The sequence below is a fragment of the Phaeobacter sp. JH20_02 genome (assembly GCF_048056915.1).
In the GTDB taxonomy this organism is placed as follows: domain Bacteria; phylum Pseudomonadota; class Alphaproteobacteria; order Rhodobacterales; family Rhodobacteraceae; genus Phaeobacter; species Phaeobacter bryozoorum.
Genome location: NZ_JAYMVP010000028.1, coordinates 260,925 through 282,203, shown reverse-complemented (window position 1 = coordinate 282,203; position 21,279 = coordinate 260,925). Strand labels below are relative to the sequence as shown.

Annotated in this window: 25 protein-coding genes and 1 tRNA gene; 18 read left to right on the top strand and 8 right to left on the bottom strand. The window is 60.0% G+C overall.

Annotated features, from left to right (window positions below):
- Nucleotides 1–163 precede the first annotated feature (163 nt).
- From VWY34_RS15355 to VWY34_RS15300, 12 genes are read left to right on the top strand one after another with little or no spacing between them, the layout of a single operon-like run.
- Nucleotides 164–4,489 (top strand): tail tape measure protein, encoded by a 4,326-nt coding sequence (locus VWY34_RS15355; protein WP_416558568.1) that lies wholly within the window; start codon nt 164–166, stop codon nt 4,487–4,489.
- Complete coding sequence (locus VWY34_RS15350) at nt 4,486–5,370, top strand: hypothetical protein (RefSeq protein ID WP_416558567.1); 885 nt, start codon at nt 4,486–4,488, stop codon at nt 5,368–5,370. Before VWY34_RS15355 ends, VWY34_RS15350 begins: the two co-directional genes overlap by 4 nt.
- Nucleotides 5,370–5,792, top strand: coding sequence for a hypothetical protein (locus tag VWY34_RS15345; RefSeq protein ID WP_416558566.1), 423 nt, complete (start codon nt 5,370–5,372; stop codon nt 5,790–5,792). The genes VWY34_RS15350 and VWY34_RS15345 overlap by 1 nt, the downstream gene beginning before the upstream one ends.
- Nucleotides 5,793–5,802: 10 nt before the next feature.
- A complete protein-coding gene (locus VWY34_RS15340) occupies nt 5,803–6,138 on the top strand; it encodes a hypothetical protein (protein ID WP_303568182.1) in 336 nt (111 codons plus the stop codon).
- Entirely contained in the window at nt 6,138–6,971 is an 834-nt protein-coding gene (locus tag VWY34_RS15335) for a hypothetical protein (protein ID WP_416558565.1), read from the top strand. Before VWY34_RS15340 ends, VWY34_RS15335 begins: the two co-directional genes overlap by 1 nt.
- A gap of 9 nt (nt 6,972–6,980) precedes the next feature.
- Nucleotides 6,981–7,451, top strand: a complete 471-nt coding sequence (locus VWY34_RS15330; RefSeq protein ID WP_416558564.1) for a hypothetical protein — start codon at nt 6,981–6,983, stop codon at nt 7,449–7,451.
- Entirely contained in the window at nt 7,432–7,776 is a 345-nt protein-coding gene (locus VWY34_RS15325) for a DUF1353 domain-containing protein (RefSeq protein WP_040182849.1), read from the top strand. Before VWY34_RS15330 ends, VWY34_RS15325 begins: the two co-directional genes overlap by 20 nt.
- A 9-nt stretch (nt 7,777–7,785) precedes the next feature.
- Nucleotides 7,786–8,082, top strand: a complete 297-nt coding sequence (locus VWY34_RS15320; RefSeq protein WP_416558563.1) for a hypothetical protein — start codon at nt 7,786–7,788, stop codon at nt 8,080–8,082.
- Nucleotides 8,079–8,510, top strand: coding sequence for a hypothetical protein (locus tag VWY34_RS15315; protein WP_416558562.1), 432 nt, complete (start codon nt 8,079–8,081; stop codon nt 8,508–8,510). The genes VWY34_RS15320 and VWY34_RS15315 overlap by 4 nt, the downstream gene beginning before the upstream one ends.
- Complete coding sequence (locus VWY34_RS15310; protein ID WP_416558561.1) at nt 8,507–9,184, top strand: TIGR02594 family protein; 678 nt, start codon at nt 8,507–8,509, stop codon at nt 9,182–9,184. The genes VWY34_RS15315 and VWY34_RS15310 overlap by 4 nt, the downstream gene beginning before the upstream one ends.
- Nucleotide 9,185: 1 nt before the next feature.
- On the top strand, nt 9,186–9,398 hold the full coding sequence (locus VWY34_RS15305; protein ID WP_303568171.1) for a hypothetical protein: 213 nt from the start codon (nt 9,186–9,188) through the stop codon (nt 9,396–9,398).
- On the top strand, nt 9,395–9,634 hold the full coding sequence (locus tag VWY34_RS15300) for a hypothetical protein (RefSeq protein WP_416558560.1): 240 nt from the start codon (nt 9,395–9,397) through the stop codon (nt 9,632–9,634). The genes VWY34_RS15305 and VWY34_RS15300 overlap by 4 nt, the downstream gene beginning before the upstream one ends.
- 162 nt (nt 9,635–9,796) lie before the next feature.
- On the opposite strand, the gene VWY34_RS15295 is transcribed toward VWY34_RS15300, so the two are convergent.
- The 5 genes from VWY34_RS15295 to VWY34_RS15275 all read right to left on the bottom strand — a co-directional run bounded on the left by VWY34_RS15295 (nt 9,797) and on the right by VWY34_RS15275 (nt 11,233).
- Nucleotides 9,797–10,141 (bottom strand): MazG-like family protein, encoded by a 345-nt coding sequence (locus VWY34_RS15295; RefSeq protein WP_416551447.1) that lies wholly within the window; start codon nt 10,139–10,141, stop codon nt 9,797–9,799.
- A 239-nt stretch (nt 10,142–10,380) separates the two neighbouring features.
- Nucleotides 10,381–10,641, bottom strand: a complete 261-nt coding sequence (locus tag VWY34_RS15290) for a hypothetical protein (protein WP_416551448.1) — start codon at nt 10,639–10,641, stop codon at nt 10,381–10,383.
- 25 nt (nt 10,642–10,666) lie between these two features.
- Nucleotides 10,667–10,743: transfer RNA gene (locus tag VWY34_RS15285), tRNA-Arg, on the bottom strand.
- A gap of 8 nt (nt 10,744–10,751) precedes the next feature.
- Entirely contained in the window at nt 10,752–11,039 is a 288-nt protein-coding gene (locus tag VWY34_RS15280) for a hypothetical protein (RefSeq protein WP_416551450.1), read from the bottom strand.
- Nucleotides 11,040–11,053: 14 nt separating this feature from the next.
- On the bottom strand, nt 11,054–11,233 hold the full coding sequence (locus VWY34_RS15275) for a hypothetical protein (protein ID WP_416551452.1): 180 nt from the start codon (nt 11,231–11,233) through the stop codon (nt 11,054–11,056).
- A gap of 130 nt (nt 11,234–11,363) precedes the next feature.
- Here VWY34_RS15275 and VWY34_RS15270 point away from each other — a divergent pair, with 130 nt between their 5' ends.
- From VWY34_RS15270 to VWY34_RS15260, 3 genes are all read left to right on the top strand, one after another.
- Entirely contained in the window at nt 11,364–12,002 is a 639-nt protein-coding gene (locus VWY34_RS15270; RefSeq protein ID WP_416551454.1) for a recombinase family protein, read from the top strand.
- 200 nt (nt 12,003–12,202) lie between these two features.
- Nucleotides 12,203–12,388, top strand: coding sequence for a hypothetical protein (locus VWY34_RS15265; RefSeq protein WP_416551456.1), 186 nt, complete (start codon nt 12,203–12,205; stop codon nt 12,386–12,388).
- A gap of 16 nt (nt 12,389–12,404) precedes the next feature.
- Nucleotides 12,405–12,560, top strand: a complete 156-nt coding sequence (locus tag VWY34_RS15260; protein WP_416551458.1) for a hypothetical protein — start codon at nt 12,405–12,407, stop codon at nt 12,558–12,560.
- A gap of 111 nt (nt 12,561–12,671) precedes the next feature.
- On the opposite strand, the gene VWY34_RS15255 is transcribed toward VWY34_RS15260, so the two are convergent.
- Nucleotides 12,672–13,874: a tyrosine-type recombinase/integrase gene (locus VWY34_RS15255; RefSeq protein WP_416551460.1), complete on the bottom strand. Its 1,203-nt coding sequence runs from the start codon at nt 13,872–13,874 to the stop codon at nt 12,672–12,674.
- A gap of 222 nt (nt 13,875–14,096) precedes the next feature.
- Here VWY34_RS15255 and VWY34_RS15250 point away from each other — a divergent pair, with 222 nt between their 5' ends.
- Nucleotides 14,097–14,285, top strand: a complete 189-nt coding sequence (locus VWY34_RS15250) for a hypothetical protein (protein WP_416546021.1) — start codon at nt 14,097–14,099, stop codon at nt 14,283–14,285.
- A 149-nt stretch (nt 14,286–14,434) separates the two neighbouring features.
- On the opposite strand, the gene VWY34_RS15245 is transcribed toward VWY34_RS15250, so the two are convergent.
- The gene (locus VWY34_RS15245) at nt 14,435–16,639 is read right to left on the bottom strand and encodes a methyl-accepting chemotaxis protein (RefSeq protein WP_416546019.1); all 2,205 of its coding nucleotides are present in this window, start codon (nt 16,637–16,639) and stop codon (nt 14,435–14,437) included.
- 373 nt (nt 16,640–17,012) lie between these two features.
- Here VWY34_RS15245 and VWY34_RS15240 point away from each other — a divergent pair, with 373 nt between their 5' ends.
- The gene (locus VWY34_RS15240; RefSeq protein WP_416546017.1) at nt 17,013–18,143 is read left to right on the top strand and encodes a porin; all 1,131 of its coding nucleotides are present in this window, start codon (nt 17,013–17,015) and stop codon (nt 18,141–18,143) included.
- Between the two features lie 242 nt (nt 18,144–18,385).
- Nucleotides 18,386–19,717: a trigger factor gene (tig, locus tag VWY34_RS15235; RefSeq protein WP_340545810.1), complete on the top strand. Its 1,332-nt coding sequence runs from the start codon at nt 18,386–18,388 to the stop codon at nt 19,715–19,717.
- Between the two features lie 225 nt (nt 19,718–19,942).
- On the opposite strand, the gene VWY34_RS15230 is transcribed toward tig, so the two are convergent.
- The gene (locus VWY34_RS15230; protein WP_416546015.1) at nt 19,943–21,229 is read right to left on the bottom strand and encodes a calcium-binding protein; all 1,287 of its coding nucleotides are present in this window, start codon (nt 21,227–21,229) and stop codon (nt 19,943–19,945) included.
- Between the last annotated feature and the right edge of the window lie 50 nt (nt 21,230–21,279).

Here is a 21,279-nt window from a genome sequence, read left to right as displayed (position 1 = left end):
GCAGGTTCGATAATTTTCTCAGCGCTTCGGTATGGCCAGTACGCACCAAGTCCAAGCACCGAAAGTGCCAAAATTATTGTTGCTGACCTCACGATAGCCTCTCTCAGAGAAAACCCGCCTAACGCTAGTTGGACGGGTCAGAACACGCAATAGGTTTGTCATTATGGCCATTGAAGTTGGGGCGCTGCGAGCGTCTGCATCACTTGACGCCGCATCGTTTGATGCTGGCGCTAAAAAAGCACGATCAGCCCTCAAAATGTTGGGCGGCGGGTTTGAAGAAACTTCTCGTGATGCTGTGCGATCAGCTGAGGCGATGGCGCGGGCATATGACGTTGGATTTGAAAAAACTGCCACCGCAGCGCAGAAGCAACTTGATGCCCTTCTTGGTGTTGACAAGGCATCGAGGACAGCCTCTGCATCTGCAAAAGCGTGGGTGGGCCAGTTGGATCGGCAATCGCAAGCTTACGACAGGTTGAAAGCATCTATTGACCCAACATATGCGGCCACCAGACAGCTTGATGCCGCCACTGAAACTTTGAATGCCACCCACAGAGCTGGACTGATCTCCGACAAGGAAAGGGCCAGCACCCTGCAAATGCTCAAAGATCAGATGCAGGGCGTTGGCGGCGCTTCTGCTCGGGCGGGCAAGGGTATGTCGAAATTCGGTCTCGTTGCAAATCAGGTCGGCTTTCAAATCCAAGACGTTTTTGTTTCTGGCCCGATGATTGGTTGGTTTCGCGCAATTTCACAGCAGGCTCCTCAAGCTGCAGGCGCTTTCAGTATGCTCGGCGGTAGCATTGGCACCATACTTCCATGGCTTGGGACAGCGGTTGCGGTTGGTGGGGCGCTGGTGCCAATTTTGTTCGATTTGGGGAGCGCATCGCTTTCGCTGGAAGAAAGATCGAAGCTAAATACCGAGGCTCTCGACAACCTCGTAGGGGCGCTGGATGACTACAGCCGGTACGCTGACGGCGCTCGGGCCAGCACTATGGATCTTGTTGAAGAATTCGGGGCTTTTGCACAAGATGTAAAGGAAACCTACGAATACCTCAGCGGGGTTTCTGTCCGGCGCGCTCTGGATGCTCTTCAGACTGACAACTTTGATCTGTTTGTGGATCTTGGAGAGGCCGCGTCTGCTATTTCTGCGATGGAAGATGCGCTTGATGCGCTCGAGCGGAATACCGCGATGAAGGCCACTTCGGAGCAAATCCAGACGTTTCGCGAGAACTTTGAGAGCTTGGAAGACGATGCCTATGCGGCGTCTCAAGCCGTGGGCTTGCTGCCCGAACAGGTTACACTCATCAAGAAGGGGTTTGACGAGCTACGGGGCGCCCAGAGTTTGGAGGATATCCAGCGTGAGGCGAAGGACGCCTTGGATGTCATCCGCAAATTCTATCCCGAAGGTCAAAAGCTACCCTCGGCGCTGGCGGATGCGGTTGTGCAACTCGAAGCGATCATCACCTCATCAAGTCGCTCTGTAGCCAATACGGAAGAAGCGACTGCACAGGCATATATCTGGGCTGGTGCGATGGCCGGTGTGAATGCAGAGATCCAAGCCATCATGTCCTCGCTATCTGCCATTGGCGGAGGGCTGATTTCAAATGCGGCCAAGCAAGCTGAGGTCGACGCACTTAAGGCGGGCAAGTCTATCCGTAGCGCAGCGATTGAAGCAGAGCGATTTCGGAAAGAGCTGGAATTCGATGCGCGGCGCGAGGGGGCCACATGGCTGGAACGCCAGGCCATTGATGCCGAGCAGTATCAGTTTGAGCATGGCATTGCCTTGGATGCTGTCTTGGACAAAGAGCGCGAGGCCGCACGCAGTCGTGAGCGCAATCTGAAAAAGACGGGGTCGGCAAGCCGCAAAGCCACCAACCAGTTGAAGAAAGAAGCCGATGCGGTACGAGCATCCCTTGACCCCATAGCCGCCTACAACCGTGAGCTGGCAGAGTTGGCCAAGCTGCAGGGGCTTTTGTCCAAAGATGAAATGGCTAAGGCCGTTGCGAATTTGAATGTTGAGCTGGCGGATTCCCTGCCTTTGGTGGGTGATTTGACGGACACTCTGACCGAGGGGCTGTTCAACGGTTTTGAAGGCACGCTCAAAGATATCGGTCAGACCTTCAAAAATTGGTTGATCCAGATGATCAGCACGGCAGCCAAGAACCGGATCATGCTTTCACTTGGGTTCGGCGGGTCGCTTGCTGGAACTGCTGCCTCAGCCGCAGGCGGGCTTGGTGGCGGCGGTGGCATTCTCGGCGGGGGGGGCGGTGGCCTTATCAACCTTGGGGCAAATCTTCTGGGAGGAGGTCAGATCGCGCAGGGCGTCATGTCCGGCCTGGGTGGGATTTTCACGGGCGGAGGCCTTGGATCAAGTTTTGCCAATCTTGGCGGTCTTGTCACCGGGGCGTCCAGCGGTCTAGGGGCGTTAGGGGCAGCGCTACCCGCGCTTGGCATTGTGGCTGGCGGGATCGCTTTGCTTGCCAAGGGGCTATCGCGAGAATACGACGGGCGCGCGGTGCGTGGTTCGCTCGGGCCCAAGGGCTTTGACGGCTTTGAATTTGACTTCTGGGACGGTGGCTTCCTGCGCGGTGATAAGCAGGTCAACCACACGGCTCGGCCCGAGATCCAAAGTATGCTTGACGACGGTGCGCTTGCGGTTCGTAGCAGCGTTGAGGAAATGGCAGCCGCTCTTGGCTTGGCCTCGACAGCTATTGATGACTTCACAGCAGATGGTTTCACGATCTGGCTGACCGGCCCGAATGCAGGGAGTGAAGAACAGATCGCGAAGGCCTTCGAGGATCAGCTGACCCGCCTGGGCGATGGCATGGCGGACCTTGTTTTGGAAACAGAGGATTACGCAAAGGCAGGCGAGGGCGCGTATGACACGTTGACACGACTTGGCGGCTCACTGATCTCGGCCAATGAGGGCTTTGGCCTGCTGAACCAATCACTGTTCGAAGGCAGTCTCAAGGCGGCCGAAAGCGCGTCAGCACTCATGGATGCCTTTGGCGGTGTGGAGCAATTCACTGTCAGTGTCGGCAGCTACTTTGAGCTTATGTTCACCGATGTCGAGCGGCTGGCCAAGCAGCAGCAGTACGCACAGGAGGCGCTGGACGAAGCTGCTGAACAATTGAACCTGACCCTGCCAACAACCCATGAGGCTTTTCGCAGTTTGGTGGCAGGTCTGGACCGCACGACCGAGGAAGGTCGCGAGGCTTACGTGACGCTGATTGGCCTGTCTGATGAATTTTCGGTTGTCCATGGTACGGCGCAACAGGCAGCAGATGCGCTCAATGGGGTAGGTGATGCCCTCTCACAGGCGGAGGCCGAGGCGCGCAGGCTCAAAGAGCAGAACATCCGTGATGCGCTGGCAGAGCTGACAGGGGCCATCAAAGAGGCCGTCGATGAAATGCAGGGGCGACTAGGCATCATCAGCGATAGGCTTAAACTCCGCCTCAAGCGCCTGCAAATCTCGGTCGGTGCTGAGCGGGCTACTATAACCGCCAGCCATACCGCCCTGATGGATCAGCTGGAGGGGCGCCTTGGCACATTGGAGGGCGCGGCAGAGAAATCCCGTCAACTGTTCGAAACCCTGGATGATGCCATCCGCGACCGCCGCCGCATCGATTCGGAAGGGCGCGAGGTGGAGCGCCGCCGCGCACTGATGTATGTGCAAAACGGCGGCTCTGATCCAGATCGCCTGTCTGATGCGCTCAGCGTGCTGGGCGAAGATAATTCTGCTGATTTCTCCAACTATGCCGACTATCTGGCAGACTACTATCGCACCTCAAACATTGTTTCGGAGCGCGGTGACGCGGCGCAGACCGAAATGACAGCTGCTGACATGGCCGTCAGCGCGCTGGAGCAACAGATCACGCTCGCCCAATCGCAGCATGAGGCGGAAATTCAGCGCCTTGACCAAATCCTGGCAGACGGGCAGCGCACCTATGAGCTGGCAATGGGCGAATATATTGCAGCCATCAATGTCGAAAATGCGGTCACTCAGCTCAATCACACCGCGGAGCGATACACGCTCGTGTCTGAGCGGATCGAAACGCGCATGGAAGAGCTGGAAACCATTCGTCTCAATATGGAGCAGATGGTCGCGGCGACTTTGGATCCATCCGCTGGTCTGCCCAGCATCAGCGAAGGTGTTTTTAACGTCGTCGGCGCCGTGAATGCGCTGGGTGGATCCATTGGACATATGGCAGCTGGTGTTGCCGCGGTTGCCAGCGCGCAAAAGGAAGCCAATCGCATCGCGCAGATCAAGGCGTTGGAGCGCACTCAGGTTGTCAACAGTCGCCCGGGTGCAGCACGCGCGGCCGGAGAAAACGGCACAATTGGTGGCGCCCTTGAGGCCGTTGGCGAGATCCGGGCCCTGCGTGAAGAGATGGCTGGCTATCTCGGACCAATTTCCAAGGCGACTGGCGCAACTGAACGTTCGCTGAAGCGTGTTGAGCGGGATGGCCTGACCACCAAGGGGGCAGCATGATCATCATCCAGCCTATTGATGTCACCGACGCAAACCTGACCACGGATGTCCCGCTGTCCGAGATCGAATGGACAGCGGGCACCACGCCAGAGGGTGAAGAGCGCCGTATTGGCAATGACCTTTACCGCGCTGTGATCGAGACCGCCGATGATCCTGTCACCGGCGTTGACGCGGATCCGCCAACATGGATCCGCATTGGCGTGGTCAATCGGTTTCAGATGTTTGATGAGTTTTACCACTCACAAACTGTGCGCGTGGATCAGATTGAGGTGACAATCCAGCCGACTGAGATCGTGAATTCAGTCACCTTGCTTAACCTCGACGCACTGTCCGCACGGGTGACCGTGAATGATGGGGCAGGCGGCACCCTCTACGACGAAACCAGGAGCCTCTTGGATAACAGCCAGGTGGTCGACTACTGGGAGTATTTTTTTTCGCCGATCCTGAGACGGCGGGATGTGACCTTCATTGATCTGCCGTCGTACTCTCAACCTGTCACGATCACCGTAACCGGTGCGGCCGGAGCGGAGGTCAGTGTCGGCGGCGCGTTCATCGGGCGTCAGCGCATTATCGGCGAAGCAGTCTATGGGACCCGCCGCGATCTGCTGAATTTCTCCACCAAAGAGCGTGACCAGTTCGGCAGATTCAACATTGTCTCGCGCAATAAGGCCAAGCTGGTCACCTATGAGGTCGCGGTCGAGACCCGCAACAACGATTACGTTGCAGATTTTCTAGAAGATGTCGCCGACGTGCCATGCATCTACATCGGTGATCCGACGCGCGGCGGCACCATCACCTATGGCTACCCGCGCGACTTCGGTTTTCCGTATGAGACCCCGTCGATTTCCAAACTTTCACTAGAAGTGGAGAGCGTGACCTGATGTCTGTCACCCAAGTTCCCGCATTCACCAAGGTTCCAAGCCGGTCTGACACTCCGGATACCTTTTCCGCCGACGTTGACAGCTTCCTGAGCGAGATCCCGGCCCGCGCGCTTGCCAGCAATCAGCAGGCGCAGGAGGTCAATGCAGCGGCAGAGCAGGTGGCCACGCAGGCCGCAGCGGTGGCAGGGGCCAGCGCCGCGTTTGAAAGCGGCGTGAACGCGGATCGCTGGGCCGCTGGTGATTACAGCGATGGCGATGCGGTCTGGTCGCCTACGGATGGGCTGACCTACCGCGCCAAGGCCGATTTCACCTCGGCCATCGATCCTGCCGCAGATCCCGCCAACTGGTACAACCTGAACCCGGTCGCGCAGGCAAAGGATGAAATGGCCCGCCTCGCGCTGGTCTTCGCCGCGAATTTCTAAGGAGAACCCGATGTCACAATTTCCCGTATCCAAACGCCTCGCGCTCGATGCGATGGCGACGGTCTACACCGTGCCTGCCGGTCGCTATGCGATGGTCTCGCACCTTCAGATCACCCCGGTCGATCCCGACAATGAGGTGGACGTCACAGTCCAGTGGCTGGATGCGTCGGATGGCGATGCGGTCACGCAGCTTTGTCAGGGCGAGACGATCAGGCCCAACGGCACCGGCCCGATCTATCCGATGGGCGGCACCCTAATCCTCAGCGCGGGCGATCAGGTGCAGGCCGAAGCCTCAACCGCAGGTGACGCGGTGCTGAGCTTCAGTGCCCTGGAGTATGATCTCTGATGGGCGGCATGATTGGCACCATGCGCGGGGATCGCATGTTGCGGGCCGGTGGGCGTGGGAAAACTCCGGTTGGCCCATTCCAGTTTGGAGTTCTACCAGGTGCTACCTTCAGCGTAAGCAGCAAGATCTCATCGCTATCCGGTTTAACCGTTTCGCGGGACGGGCTAAACGCCTATGTTTCTGACATTGCTGACGACACTGTTCACCGGTTCGCCCTCGCAACCGGCTGGGATGTCTCAAGTGCATCCGACCCAAATGATAGCCTCGCTATGTCTGGCCGCATCGGTAGTCTGGTTGGGGTTGAGATTTCGCAGGATGGTTCAAAACTCTACGCCATGGATAGCGGCGTGAATGTGGAACAGTGGACTCTGGCGGTCCCCTTTGACCTGTCGACTGCATCCTATGATGGATCTGGCGCGATTTCGGGAAACACGGCGCTGCGCATCAGTGGGAATGGCTACTGGGCCTATGCAGTCTCGCAAGGCTCCAGCATGATCCGGCAGTACAGTCTGGGCACCCAATGGGACATGACGACAGCGACGGCTGCGGGAACCTTGCTGACCAGTACAGACCCACTCGTTGATGGGCAGCCATACGACATTCAGTTCTTTGATGAAGGTGCCCGCGCCCTTGTTCTGATTGGCACGGCATACGCTCTCTATGAATACGTGATTGCCACGCCCTATGACCTGCGCACTGCGGTCGCGACTGGTTATCGGCTTCCGGGTGTCCGCGAAATCGTGAATGGCAGAACATTCGCGATGAATCCTGCCAGTAAGACCTCAATCTGGGTCAGCGATGGCGTTGAACAGCTCTATCAATTCGATTTCTGAGGTGACGCAATGACCAATTACACCAAAAGCGGCAGCTATCCTGCGCCGCTCCCTTTCCGCATTCGTCTGAGCGACGGGCGCAGCCGCACCGATCCGGCCAGCTTCACCGCTGAGGAAATCGCGAATGCGGGCTATGTCGCGGCACCGCCGCAGCCTGATCACGCCCCGGAAACCCAGCGCCTGACCTGGGACGGGGCCGCCTGGGGCATTGAGGATATCCCGGTGCCGGATCCGGTCTATCAGCCGCTGACCAAGATCGGTTTCATGCGGCTGTGCATGTTTCTTGGCGGCATGACCCCCGACATGCTGGTGGCTGCGCGGGATGCACCAGAGCTGAAAGCGATGTGGATAATGCTGGATATGGCCGAACAGGTGCAACGGGATGATCCTGAGGTAGCGCCGGGGCTGGCGCTGCTTGCTGGATTGGGTCATCTCCCCAATGGCGCGCAGACCGTTCTGGATGGCTGGCCAGCCGCCTGATTGGTGCGCCCGCAGCGGGTCGGGCTATCACACCACCAAAGCAATCGCATGGGAGATCGGAGCCAAAGGGTCCGGTCTCTTTTTGTACGTGCCGCAGGGGTTCCCCTTTGATGTCTCGATCCCCCGCTGGGCCGGGTGGATCTTTGACCGGCACAACCCGCGATACCTGAAAGCTGCAGCGCTGCATGACTACGCCATTCACGTCCTCGGATGGGGCCGGGTCAGCGCGGCCGCACCGTTTTCCGAAGCCCTCCGCGCCGATGGCGTGGGGCGCATCCGCAGGCTGGCAATGGTGCTGGCCGTCACCATCCACAAATGGAGCTGACATAGGCACATGCGAGACCTGTTGTTTTCACCGGAATTCTGGCTGGCGATGATCGCCGCCATTCTTCTCAAGCTGCGGGCATCGCCGCAGATTACGATCTTCGGTGCCGTCACCACCACGGCGTCAGCGATCAGCTGCGCGTTGGTGTTTACAGAGCCGCTGATGGACTGGCTGGAGCTGGACGGCGAGATCTACACCTATGCCGTCTGTGCGCTGATCGCGTTGACGGGTGAGCATATCGCCCGGCAGGTGCTCTCCCTCGGCATCGAGGATGCAGTCCGACTGTTGCGGGGTGGCAAGAAATGACCTGGGGCAAGTTCATCATCACGGCGTGGGGGGTGGTGCTTGCGCTGAGCCTCATGACCAGCGCTCTACCCACCAGCTGGTGGTTTCAGGCCGGGGAGGTAAGGGTCACCGATGCTTCAGCCGGTGACTGTCCGGAAATGCAGTTTGATCGTGAGATCAACAGGCCATTCAAGGCTGAGTGGACCGTGACCATCATGGCGCGTGCGTCTTATGGCTGGGCCACCTATCGCACCTATCGGGGAGCCAATGACTACCGGCCGGAAAACCAGCTGCCCGACAAGCTCGATCTCTGCTGGTGGACATGGGCGGATCCGCTCCACCTGCCGCCCGGCGAATACCGGGTGAACACGCTCTGGCGCATCCATCCGACGCAGGGTCGCGCACGCGAGGTCAGACGCACCAGCAACACATTCGAGGTGACGCCATGAACGCCGAAACACTCTGGCTGCAGGAGCGGCTTTCTGAGCTGGGATTTGACCCCGGCCCACATGATGGCCTGCGCGGCCCCCGCACGGACGCCGCGGTTGTCGCGTTCAAGCGGTCGATTGGCCTGCGCGCGCGGCCCTATGTCGGCCCGCTGACACGCGCGGCGCTGATGCCTGCGGTGCAAGAGCGATCAGACCTGCCATGGATGGCTGAGGCGGCCAAGGTGCGCGGCCTGCATGAGCAGCGCAACACCGCAGCCCTGCGCCGCTGGTTTGACGCCTCTGTGGCGTGGATCGACCCGCGCGATATCCCGTGGTGCGGCGCATTCGTTGCGACCTGTCACCGGGCGGCGGATGCAGGCATTGATCTGCCTGGGAACCCGCTTGGCGCCCGCAACTGGCAGCACTGGGGAGCTGAGTGCGATCCCGTCTTCGGGGCCACTCTGGTGTTCTGGCGGATCAGCCGAAGCCATTGGGCCGGTCACGTAGGGTTCTATCACGGCGAAGACGACACGCATTTCCACGTCCTCGGGGGCAATCAGGCAAACGCCGTCACCGTCACCCGGATCGCCAAATCCCGGCTGCTGTCGGCGCGTTGGCCGATTGGCACCCCGGTTACAGGCCACCGCATTTTCCTGACCCCCGGCGGCACTCCAATTTCCACAAATGAGGCATGACATGAACAAACTGCGAAATCCCAAAGTGCAGGGCGCTCTCCGCCACCTGTTGACAGCGATCGGGCCGGTGCTGGCGGTCATTATGGCCGCCGAAGATCCGGCCGCACTCCTGCGTGCTCTGATCGGCGCCGCTGGCTGGCCGTCGTTGGTGGGTGTCATCATGGCCGTTCTCGGCTTCTGGGCGTCCGTCACTGCCCCGGAGAAGCGCCAATGATTACCCGGCTCCTGTCACGCTTCTGGGGCTATCTGGTGGCCGCTGGGGCGTTCCTCGCGGCTATCTGGGCCTATGGGCGGTCACAGAAGGCAGAGGGGCGCAAAGAAACCTACATCGAGACGCTGAAAGACAGCGCAAAGCGAAAGGAGGCCGGTCGTGAGGCAGTGGAAGATCTGCGCGGTAATAGCCGCGATGATGACATTGAGCAGCTGCGGCGAAACTCTGACAGCTGGTGACGCGGGATGTGGCTCCTACGGGGAGGCGAGGGCGACGATGCCCGGTGATCCTGAGGCGCTGCCGGACAATTGGCTATCATGGGTGACGAGAACTGATACCCGTATGACTGCAACGTGTAAGCCCCGTCAGTGAGCGGGGTTTTTTGCGTTTCGGGGTTGGGGTTATGTGGACTGTTCGGGGAGGCGGGTCTGCATCCCGTACTTCACCGAGGTCCGGTTGAATTTCCGGGCGACCGCTTCGCTCAGGTCGATGCCCATCTCGGCGGCCAGCAGGTCGAGGGCGATCACCGCGTCGGCCATCTCATCGGCGACGTCCTCGGGCGCGCAGATGCTGCCCTTGATTCCGCGCTCGTGCCGAAGATATTTTTTCACCGCCTCGGCGACCTCGCCGAATTCTCCGGCGGCCTCGATCGCTCGGAAGGCAACATCGGCCTTGTCGTTTCCGGGCCATTCCATCTGGCGCGTGTTGTTCGCTTGGCGCAGCGCGCCGAATGTCAGAGTGCTCATACTGGATCCTCTCGGTCTTTTGTGGACATTTGGTTTTGGGCTTACGGCAGGCTTCGCCCTGGATCGCATCGCACTCGATGCACTCACCGTGCAGATCGACGCCGCCGCCTTCACATCTCCGGTCTGTGCTTTCAGCCAGCATTTGCCGGTAGCAATCACCGCAAAGGCTTTCGCTGTACCTGCACATTGAGCAGTGGTCTGGTCCCCAATTGGGCATGGTTCCTCCTGCGTCTGGTGGATTAGGCCAGTGCGGCCTTAATCTCGTCGTCGGTGGCGTTCCGGTCTTCAGTGACGAAACGGTCAACTATCTGGGTGCAGCGCCCGCAGAGGATTTTCTCAGCCCCCTGCACGGAGTAGGCGGGATCACCGGCGAAGTAGTCTGCCGCGATTGAATGCAGGGAGCGGTTAGACCGCGCCTGATCTGCAGCATCCAAATCGGTCTGCACACGCACACCGCATCCGTCGCAATCGGCATGGGCTCTTATCAGTGTTACGGGCATTTCAGTCTCCGGTGCGTTTCGGGGTTGGACTGCGCGGCGGGATTCGAACCCGCAATCTCAGAAATAGAAGTTCCGTGCCTTATCCAGTTGGGCTACGCGCAGAGAGGGGGTTAGGTGGAGAGGTTGTCAGCCTTGCGGTTTGCTGCTGTCACAGCCTCTTCCTTGGTTGCGAACCACTGGGTCTCTTCGCCGTCCCAGTCGCCATCCTCATCGAAAGAGGTAGGCACTCTCGCGCCGTAGATTTTCGGACCCTCAATCAGGGTCTGCGCTTCAAACACTGTGCCCCGATCGCTGTCATCGACGTATCGCTCACCCAGTTCGCAGGTGTCGTGATAGGTCACCTCCCAATCCTCGGGGTTGAACACGTAGTCGTATTTAGGGAGTTCGGTTTTCGCCATATCGGCCTCCGGGGTTAGCTGGACTTGGCCGTCAGGCCATACTCTCGGCAGACATCTTCCGCCGTTTCTTCATGTAGGATTTCGCCGGGTTCGTTTTCCCATTCGTCATCCTTGGTCTCGCGGCACCATCCGCCGAATGCGCCTTGGTGCCAGCCAGCGTCACGCGCCATTTTCTCATGATCTTGCTGTTGCATGTTCGTCCCCCCTTGGGTGTCTAATTAGGTGTCTGGGAACCTTATGCCATGCCCTGCTTGACCGGGCAAGCGAAAAATCCTAAAAGTAGTCCAGATTGAAATCTGACCATCCCGAAACCAAGGTAATAAAGTGGCGTCTGAATCCGAAAACCGACCTGTCCGAAAGATCGGCTATGCCCGCGTGTCGACGCATGACCAGAACCCCGACATGCAAATTGCCGCGCTTGAGGCGTATGGGGTGCCGCGCGAGTTGATCTTCGTGGATAAGGCCAGCGGCGGGACCATGAAGCGCCCGATGTTCATCCGCGCCATGAAGACTTGCCAACACGAGGGCAGCGAGTTCGTCGTCTGGAAGCTGGACCGGCTGGGGCGCACCCTTGGCGGCATTCTCGAAACGCTCGAAACTCTCACGGATCGCGGCGTTGAGTTCGTCAGCCTGACGGAGTGCATCGACACGAAAGGCCCAATGGGCGAGGCGATGATCCGCCTTCTGGCCGTCTTTGCCGAGTTGGAGCGCGATCTGATCCGCGAACGCACAAAGGCTGGGATCGCTCGGGCGCGGGAACGCGGAGAGCGCGGCGGCAGGCCGGTGGCCATGACCCCGGAGCGGGTCGAGAAGGCGAAGGAAATGCTGGCGGCGGGAGAGCGTGGCAATACTGTCTGGAGGGCGATGCAGAAGATCGAGGGGCCGAAGATTAGCCGAGCCGCCTACTACGCTTGGCAGCAGGCGTGGGATGTTGAGAACCGCGACCCCGGCGTCGTCGCGTGAGTTTGTCTGAAAAAGGAGCGAGGATGTGAGCGTTAGAGTGCCGATACCGGCGGAGCGCCCATGCGGCGAATGTGGCGCACGGTTCATCCCTGCGGTGCTTACGTGGCCCGACCCAAAGCGCGATAAATGCCCGGCATGCGCCGATGCGTTCATCCGTAGCATATTGGCGCCACCTGATGAGTCCAACTGAGGAGAATGGCATGCCAGATAAAGCACCGCACACGGACGTCGAAGAAATCGCCGCGAAGCTGGATGAAATGATCGAGGGTGCCAAGGGCTTCGGCATAGAGCTGCATCGAGTGAAGCGCGCGGCTGACATGCTGCGCCATCTCTCGGAATTGGTTCACGCTGGCGAAATGGAAATCAAGGACTTGAGGTCTAAATAGGAGCGAGGAGGTGACGATGCGGTTTCACATCACGCTGAACCGGCTACCAGGATCGCATACTGGGGCGGTAGCCTATGACTGGCGCACCGGCAAGCTGTCGGCGGCTGATAACGGACGCTCAGTTCACTGGGCGTTGCAAACTGCGCTGGATGGTCTGCGCGGCAGGGTCTAACTGAGGAGCAAGTGATGCACGAGGCGGTTATTTTCATTGAGGTGTGCGCCTTCATCGGCGTCGGGCTTTACGTCCTGCACAACCTGTCCGGATAGGAGCGAGACCGGATAGCTACCCGGCCCCGCCCCGAATAGGCACCACGTTTTCTTTTGCCCCTGTCACGAACTGCGCCCATGCCTCCATGAGTGAGCGTCTGCGCTCCAGCATGTCAGACCGGGCATAGGCTCTTTCGACTTTCCCGCCGATGATATGGGCCAAGGCGGTTTCCGCAACATCATAATGCGCGGCGTCGGTGTCCTGAACCCATGTCCTGAAGCTGGTGCGCAGGCCGTGGGGGGTTCCGGTCGGGTCGATCTTCTTGAATACCTTCCCGATAGCGACGTCAGAGATACCGCCGGATCGGCCGCCGGGGAACATATAGGCGCTGCGCTTCCACCTCTCCGCCCTTGCAACCACCTCAAGCGCTGCTGATGACAGCGGGACGCGGAAGTCAGAAACCTTGCCTTCGCTGCCCTTCATTCTGTCTTCTGGCACCGTCCAGACGTCGCCGTCTATCTCGGCAAACCGAGCGTCTCGCACTCCGGCGGATCGTACAAGCGTCAGGATCTTGAAGCGGAGGCAGAGATGGGAAGCGTCATCGCGGTTCAGGGCGGCATAGATCCGGGGGATATCCTGCCATGCTGACGCGGGCGTCTTTTTGATCTGGTGCCGCACCTCGCCCAGCATATGCTTCGCCATGTCCACCATGAACGGATCGCATTCAACGCCTGAAAACCGCATATGCTCAAATATGATCTTGGTCCGCTGAATGGCCTTCTCTGCGGTCGGGTGCTTTTTCCGCCAGATCGGCGCCAGTGCCCGGTGAATGTCCGTCTGGTGGATCTGGGACATTCTCATCCCGCCAATGGCCGGCATCATGTAAAGCCGGATCGGGCTTAGCCATCGCCCGCTTGCGCCATCCCTCCGCAGCCCCGCCTTCTTTGCTTCGAATGTGGTTTCTGCGGCTTCTGCGAATGTCGGGTCTGATCGGCTGGCCTCCGCGCGTTGATCCACCCGCTGCCGGTCGCGGGCCGCAATCGGATCCTCGCCGGACCTTAAAACGACTTCCCAGGCATCGCGAGACTTGCGCGCCTCCGCCAGACTGACGGCGGGGTAGGGGCCAATCCCCATTTCTCGGCTTCGCCCTTGGTGTTTGTAGCGGTAGATCCAGCGGCCCTTGTCGGCCTGTCTTTTCAGCAGATACAGCCCCGCGCCGTCGAACAGCTTGCCGCTGCCGTTCTTAACTTCTACTGCCTTGAGCTTGTTTCTCGCCATGCTTGGCCCCCACTTTGGCCCCCAAACCGGCCCCCGCTGCAATCGGACAAGGGCGGACAGAATGCGACAGCCTGTGGAATTTATGGCCTGATATCAGTGGATGAGCAAACAAAAACGGATACAGTCGTACAGAATGACGGTGCGCTCCACCCGCACCATTTTTCACAGATCCCCTGGGATGACCCGGCCTATTGGGGCCGGTCTACCCCTTTGGCACCAGCTTTGACTTTTGCCCTTCGCGGCATCTGTACCGAGGACGATGTCGCCATCGGCGGGGCGGTGGATGCCGTGCGTGGTGCTCTGGCTGATCTGCGTCGTCTCGATCTGACCACGCCGGTCTTTGATCGGCACCTGCGCCGCTGCCTGACTGGCGCGGATCGACCCATTGGAGGATATCTTTGGCAGATATGACGAAACGCCCGGGTTGGCGGGCGTTTCAGGGGGCAGCAGGTCAGGGGGCGGAACTGGGCTCATCAGACTGCGACACCGGTCGTTGACGCCTTGGCCAGCCTCAGGTCCGACCGCCGCGCCAGCTGGGGCAGTGCGGTCAGACCGTCTGATCAGGCGGATTGGGCGTAGGCCATATCCTCATCGTCATAGGCCGGTTGCGCCCAGCTGTCGGCGATGGGTTCAGCATCGCGGTGTCCGGTACTGGCAGGGCTGATGGTAAAGCCGGAGATCGCCCGGACCAATGTCTGCGCCTCCTCGCGCAGCATCTGACCGGCGGCGGCGGTCTGCTCCAGCATGGCGGAGTTCTTCTGCGCATTCTGGTCCAGGGAGACGACGGCGGTGTTGACCTCTGACAGACCATTGGACTGCTCGACCGTGGTGGCGGCGATCTGCTCAACCTTGCCGACCACCGCTTCGACCGAGCTTTGGATCGAGGCCAGCGCGGTGCCGGTCTGATCGACCAGTTTCACGCCCTGGGCAACCTCGCGGGTGCTGACCTCAATCAGCGCGTTGATCTCCTGCACGGCGTCCGCAGAACGCTGTGCGAGGCCGCGCACCTCGGAGGCGACGACGGCAAAGCCGCGGCCTGCTTCTCCCGCGCGGGCGGCCTCGACCCCGGCGTTCAGCGCCAGCAGATTGGTCTGAAAGGCAAGATCTTCGATCAGGTCGGTGATCTTGGCGATCGCGCCAGACGAATCCTCGATCCGCTGCATGGCGCTGATGGTCTGGCTGGCCAGTTCGCTGGTGGAGCGCGCCTGGGCAAAGGCGTCGCGCACGATATCCTTGGCCTGATCCGACCCTTCGGCGGTGCCGCGCACGGTGTCGTCCAATGTCTGCAGCGCAGCGGCGGTTTCTTCCAGGGAGGCGGCGGAGGTTTCTCCGCGGCGCGAGGCGTCCTCGGCGGCGGCCGCAATTTCTGCGGCGGTGGAATTCAGCACCTCGCTGCTGTGCGACAGTTGCCGCACCATGCTGGTGAGGCTGTCGCTGAGGTTGTCGACCGCATCGGCGATTTCCTTGAAAATCCCCTTCTGGCCGTCGGGCATGCGCTGCGTGAGGTCGCCTGCCGCCAGCGTGTCGAGCACCTGCCGGATATCGCCGAGGCCGCCCTCTGCCGCGTCGCCGATGGCATTCACACCGCGGCCCAGATCCGCAAAGGAGCCGCTGGCGTCCCCGATCTGCAACCGTTTGGAAAAGTCTCCGGCAGCGCAGGCGCTGATGACCTCGGCAATTTCGCGGGTCAGCTTGTCCTTCATCTCATTGTCGGCGCGCAGGTCCTCCACGGCGGCGGCAATGGTCGAGACCTCTTTGATGCGCGACTGCGGCGCCGGAGTGGAGAAATCGCCCGCCATGATCTTTTGCAGCACCAGATTGACCCGCGACAGCGGACGCGAGATCCCGATGGCAAGGGCAAATGCCACCACGACAAAGACCCCAAGCCCGCCAAAGCCTGCCTTCATAGCATTGGCATTGGCGGTGGCGATGGCCTCGGCGGCGCTGGCATGGATCCTGTCCAGCCGGGCCGAGGTGAGGTCGTTCATCTTGGCCAGGATCGGCGCGCTAGCGGTTTCGATTTCATTCAGGGCCTGATAGTGGCCGTCGATCACCTTGGTCTCCTCGGCATAGGCGTTGAAGGAGTTCTGATAGGCGGTCAACAGGCTGCCGATCCGGGCCCGCTGCGAGATGTTCTTGTAATAGCTGCCGGGGAACGCACGGAATTCATCCACGCGGGCGTTCAGCCGGTCAATGTATTTTGTGTCGTGGCGCATGATGAAATCTTTCTCATGGCGCCGCATCATCAGCATCTTCACCTTCATCTCGGGCTCTGCGGTGTCTTCCAATGCCTTTTCGATGCTCCGCACAGAGCTGCGCAGCGCCCCCTGAAGCCCGTCGGTCTCGTCAAAGCCCAACCGCTCCTGGCTGGCGACCACGTCGGCAAACCCGGCTTCATAGGCGGCGATTTCACTGGCCAGCAGGCTCAGCGTCTGTGCAGCCTCACTCATGTTATCCAACTCGGTGATCTGCATCCTTGCAGTCTCCAGCCGGTTGCGCAGATGCGCCATGGTCTCAGCCTGGGTGGCGATCACCTCCTGGCTCGGCTTCAGGCGAAACCCCATCTCAACAATGCGGGCGTTCTGAAAATCGCTGCTGGCCTCGGCGAGGGTCTTTGCAAACCCCTCCACGGCGACCACTTCAGTCTCGATCCCCGTGCGCAGCTGATCGGTGTATCGCGACAGGGCGATGAGCGCGAACATGACCGCGCTGGCCAGAAAGACGATCAGAAAGATGGCCGTCTTGATGGAAGTTTTGAATCTCATAGTCTGGGTACCTGCTTTGTCGATCTGCCACAGCTAACGAGTGCCCCTTAATAAACTGTGGAAATCCGCCGTTTGACGGCATGTTTCACTGAATATTCCACCAAAATGTCGACGTTTTCTGGGGGGAGCGATGTTCCCGCCCGATTGGTCAGCCTGAGGCAGCTGGGCGGCGCAGAAATTCCGGACCGATCGGCGCGATGCCGCGCAGCGGGTGATCACAATCGAGCGAGAATTCCGCCCACAGCTGGCAAGGGAACCGGCGCGGCTTATTTCAAGAGTGCAGCACCAGAAAATCGCGTGATAGCACCTGTGACAGGTCGGCCTCTCAGGGATGGAGAGGGAGCCGCCCTGAACAATATTGGAGCATCTCCTCATGAACACCAAAATTGCCTCTCACCTTGGGGTGACAGCCCTGATGTCCGGTCTTGTTGCCGGGCTGGCGGTTCCCGCCTTTGCCGGGCCCACCTACGAGAACAGCTCCGGCGGCAGCTTCCGCTACTATGGTCAGTTCAACCCCTCGTTCCAGTCGTTCGACGATGGCAGTGACGATTTCAGCGCGCTGGTGGACAACGCCAATTCCAACTCGCGCATCGGCTTCTGGCTTGAACAGCCCTTTGGCGAGAACACCCTGCGGTTCAATTTCGAAACCGCTCTTGGGCTGCGCTCCTCCGATGGGGTGAACCAGAACGGCCGTCCGCAGAACATCAGCTGGGACCGTACCCGGATCCGCAAGGTCGATATTCAATACGCAACACCGCGCTACGGCACCTTCTCCTTTGGTCAGGGTTCGATGGCCTCTGACGGGCTGGCAGAATCCGATTTCTCCGGCACCAGTGTCATTCAGACGTCTGCCATCGGGGATTCCGCTGGCGGCTTCCTGTTCCGCACCTCCACCGGTACGCTGTCAGGCGTCAACATCGGCTCGGCCTTCCGCAGCTTCGATGGCGGGCGGCTTGGCCGGGTGCGCTATGATACGCCGGAATTCAGCGGCTTTACCGTCTCGGCCTCTTACGGCGAAGAGATCCTGCGCTCAAACTCCGACCGTGAAGCCTATGATATCGCTGTGCGGTACAATAACGACGATCTTGGTGATTTCGCCATTCAGGGCGCGCTGGGGGCGGTCTGGAACGAAAACGGACCGGGCACCAAAACCCGCGATATCGTGGCCTCCTTTGCCACGCTGCACGAACCAAGCGGAGTCTCGCTTGCGGTTGCGGCAGGGGATCGCGACACCGGCGGCGATTATGCCTTTGCCAAGCTGGGCTATACCGCGAATTTCCTGGCCGTGGGCGCGACCTCCTTTGCCATCGATTATTATGACGGCTCGGATATGGTCACCAGTGGCGACAACGCTGAATCCTGGGGCGTTGCAGCGGTGCAGAATTTCGACGGTCTGAACCTGGAAACCTATGTGGCCTACCGCGACTATTCCTATGCGGACACCTCTGGGACCAGCTATCAGGACAGTTCCACCATCATGGCAGGCGCCCGCTGGAAGTTCTGATCGCCAGGGCCAGGGCAGGGCCATCCGCTGCGCCCTGAACGGTATCCGCGCAATCGGATTATGGAAAACACGTCCTTTGGGGCGTGTTTTCTGTTTTCGGGGCCAAAAAACGCCGCAACCGGCGCTGACCGGGCGGCTGCGGGGGCAATCCCTCTTGCGCCGCCGCGCTTGTGCAAATAGAAGGCCACAAATTGTCTGGGGGAGCGCCCGCGCGCGCGCCCCGAATCTCTATGGGGAATATGATGCAGGTCACCGAGACGCTGAACGAAGGTCTGAAACGCGGCTACGCGATCACCGTTACCGCCGCCGAGCTGGATGCGAAGGTCAATGAAAAACTCGTCGAGGCACAGCCCGAAGTCGAGATGAAGGGCTTCCGCAAGGGCAAGGTTCCCATGGCGCTGCTGAAGAAGCAGTTCGGCCAGCGTCTGATCGGCGAAGCCATGCAGGAAACCATCGACGGTGCGATGAACAAGCACTTCGAGGAAAGCGGTGACCGCCCGGCGATGCAGCCCGACGTCAAGATGACCAACGAAGATTGGAAAGAGGGCGACGACGTCAACGTCGAGATGTCCTATGAGGCACTGCCTGAAATCCCCGAAGTTGATCTCTCCGGCGTTGAGCTGGAAAAGCTGGTGGTCAAAGCAGACGACGCCGCAGTTGACGAGGCGCTGGCCAACCTGGCCGAGACCGCCAAGGAATTCGAAGCCCGCGAAGAGGGTGCTGCCGCTGAAAATGGCGATCAGGTTGTGATCGACTTCGTCGGCAAGGTAGACGGCGAAGCCTTCGACGGCGGCGCAGGCGAAGACTACCCGCTGGTGCTGGGCTCCAACTCCTTCATCCCCGGTTTCGAAGACCAGCTGGTCGGCACCAAGGCAGGCGACGAAAAAGACGTCACCGTCACTTTCCCCGAGCAGTACCAGGCCGAGCATCTGGCCGGTAAGGAAGCCGTATTCACCTGCACCGTGAAAGAGGTCAAAGCCGCCAAGGCAGCAGAGATCAACGACGAGCTGGCGAAGAAATTCGGCGCCGAGGACCTCGCCGCGCTGAAAGGTCAGATCTCCGAGCGTCTGGAAGCAGAATACGCCGGTGCGGCCCGCGCGGTGATGAAGCGTGGCCTTTTGGACAAGCTGGACGATCTGGTCTCCTTCGACCTGCCGCCCTCGCTGGTCGAAGCCGAAGCCAAGCAGATCGCACATCAGCTGTGGCACGAGGAAAACCCCGAGGTTCACGATCACAACCACGGTGAAATCGAGCCGACTGACGAGCACAACAAACTGGCAGAGCGCCGCGTCCGTCTGGGCCTGTTGCTGGCCGAGCTGGGCCAGAAAGCCGAGGTCGAAGTGACCGATGCGGAAATGACCCAGGCCATCATGAGCCAGGCACGCCAGTACCCGGGCCAGGAACGCCAGTTCTTTGAGTTCATCCAGCAGAACGCTCAGATGCAGCAGCAGCTGCGCGCACCGATCTTCGAGGACAAGGTCATCGATCACATCGCCGAGCAGGCCAAAGTGAGCGAGAAAGAAGTGTCCAAGGACGACCTGCAGGCCGCAGTCGAAGCTCTGGAAGAAGAATAAGTCAGATCCCGGATCCCGCCCGGCGCGGATCCGAGGTGTGCCAACGCGCAGGGCCGTCCCTCAGGGGGCGGCCTTTTTGTTTGGCGGTGAGCGCGGGGCGGAGTAGGAGCGGTCTAAGGCATAAGAAAACCGCCGTGGAGGCGAACTCCAGGGCGGTTGTCTGATCACTCGGTTGTTTGACCTCTCGGTTGCCAGATCACCTGATGGTCTTGCGGTGGTACCCGCTCAGAACAGAAAATTATCGGAACTGGCCAGTTCCTCGACGGTGATATTTTCAACCGTGACCACAACATTGTCAAAGGACATCACGACGTGATCACCTCTGGTCGTAAAATCGATCTGATTGATGTTCTGTGCTCCGCTGAGGATGTCGATCTTGTCCGTGCCCAGTTCAAAATCGCGGATACGGGCGCGCCCGTGGTTGCTGCCGAAGGCAAATGTGTCGGCCCCATCGCCCCCGATCATCAGGTCGTTACCACCCTGACCAAACAGCAGGTCATTGCCATTGCCGCCGATCAATGTGTCATTGCCCGCACCGGCGCGGATCGTGTCGGCCCCGTGCGAACCGTTGAGTTTGTCATCGCCGCCCTGGCCAATCAGCCGGTCGCGCCCGCCGCCACCGCGCAGATCATCATCACCCGCGCGGCCTGCAAGCCGGTCGTTGCCGCCGCGCCCTGACAGCAGGTCATTTGCATCGGTTCCATCCAGAATGTCCCGGCTGACGGTGCCCAGCAGGGTTTCACCAACCAGGACGGGCTCGCTTGGCTGCGGCTCGCCCATGTCCAGCGGTGCGGTGCCGCCTGCCTTGCGATCCTGCCAGAAGGCAATCAGCGCGTCGGCCGTGGGGCTGTCGTAACCGCCGAAATCTTTCACGTATTTCAGGATCGAGGTGCCGTATTCATCGGTCGAGGCGGTATCGCTCAGCAAGAGCGTCGCCAGCCCCGAAGCACCGCGCAGATGCGCCGCAGCCATCAGCCCGGTCAGCGATAGGGTAACATCCACCATGGCGCCATTGACATCGCGATAGGTCACGGTCTCGCCGACAAAATCGCTGATGCTGCGCCCCTGCCGACCGAGATAGTAGCTCAGCATCTCGAAGTTATAGCCAAACGCCTCATTGATGGCGGTGTCCTGTGCGGCGTGGGATTTGAAATCATCCAGGCTGTTGACGCCATTTTTCCCGGTCCAGGTGCCATCCCAGCGGTTGATGGTATCACCGCCCAGGTAGTAAACGTCGTCCTGATAATAACCGAGGTCAATCAGCAGCGCCTCGCCGAACTGATAGCCGACAAAGCCCAGCGAATTGGTGGAGTGATAGGCCATGTCCCGCCATTGGGTGTCGCTCAGCTGGCCCCAGCTGCTGAGGCCGGGATAGAAGCTGCTGACTGGCGCGCCGACCCATTGCGTCAGCTGCGCGTCGCTGATGTGCCCCGCATTGTAGCGGTCCCGGTCCCAGCCCGATTCAAACGCCAGAAGCGCATTTCGAAAATCGTTGAAACTGCCGTTTGGCATCGGAACTGCTCCTCTTGCTCATCAACCGTCTTGATGCGGGTCGCTGTTGT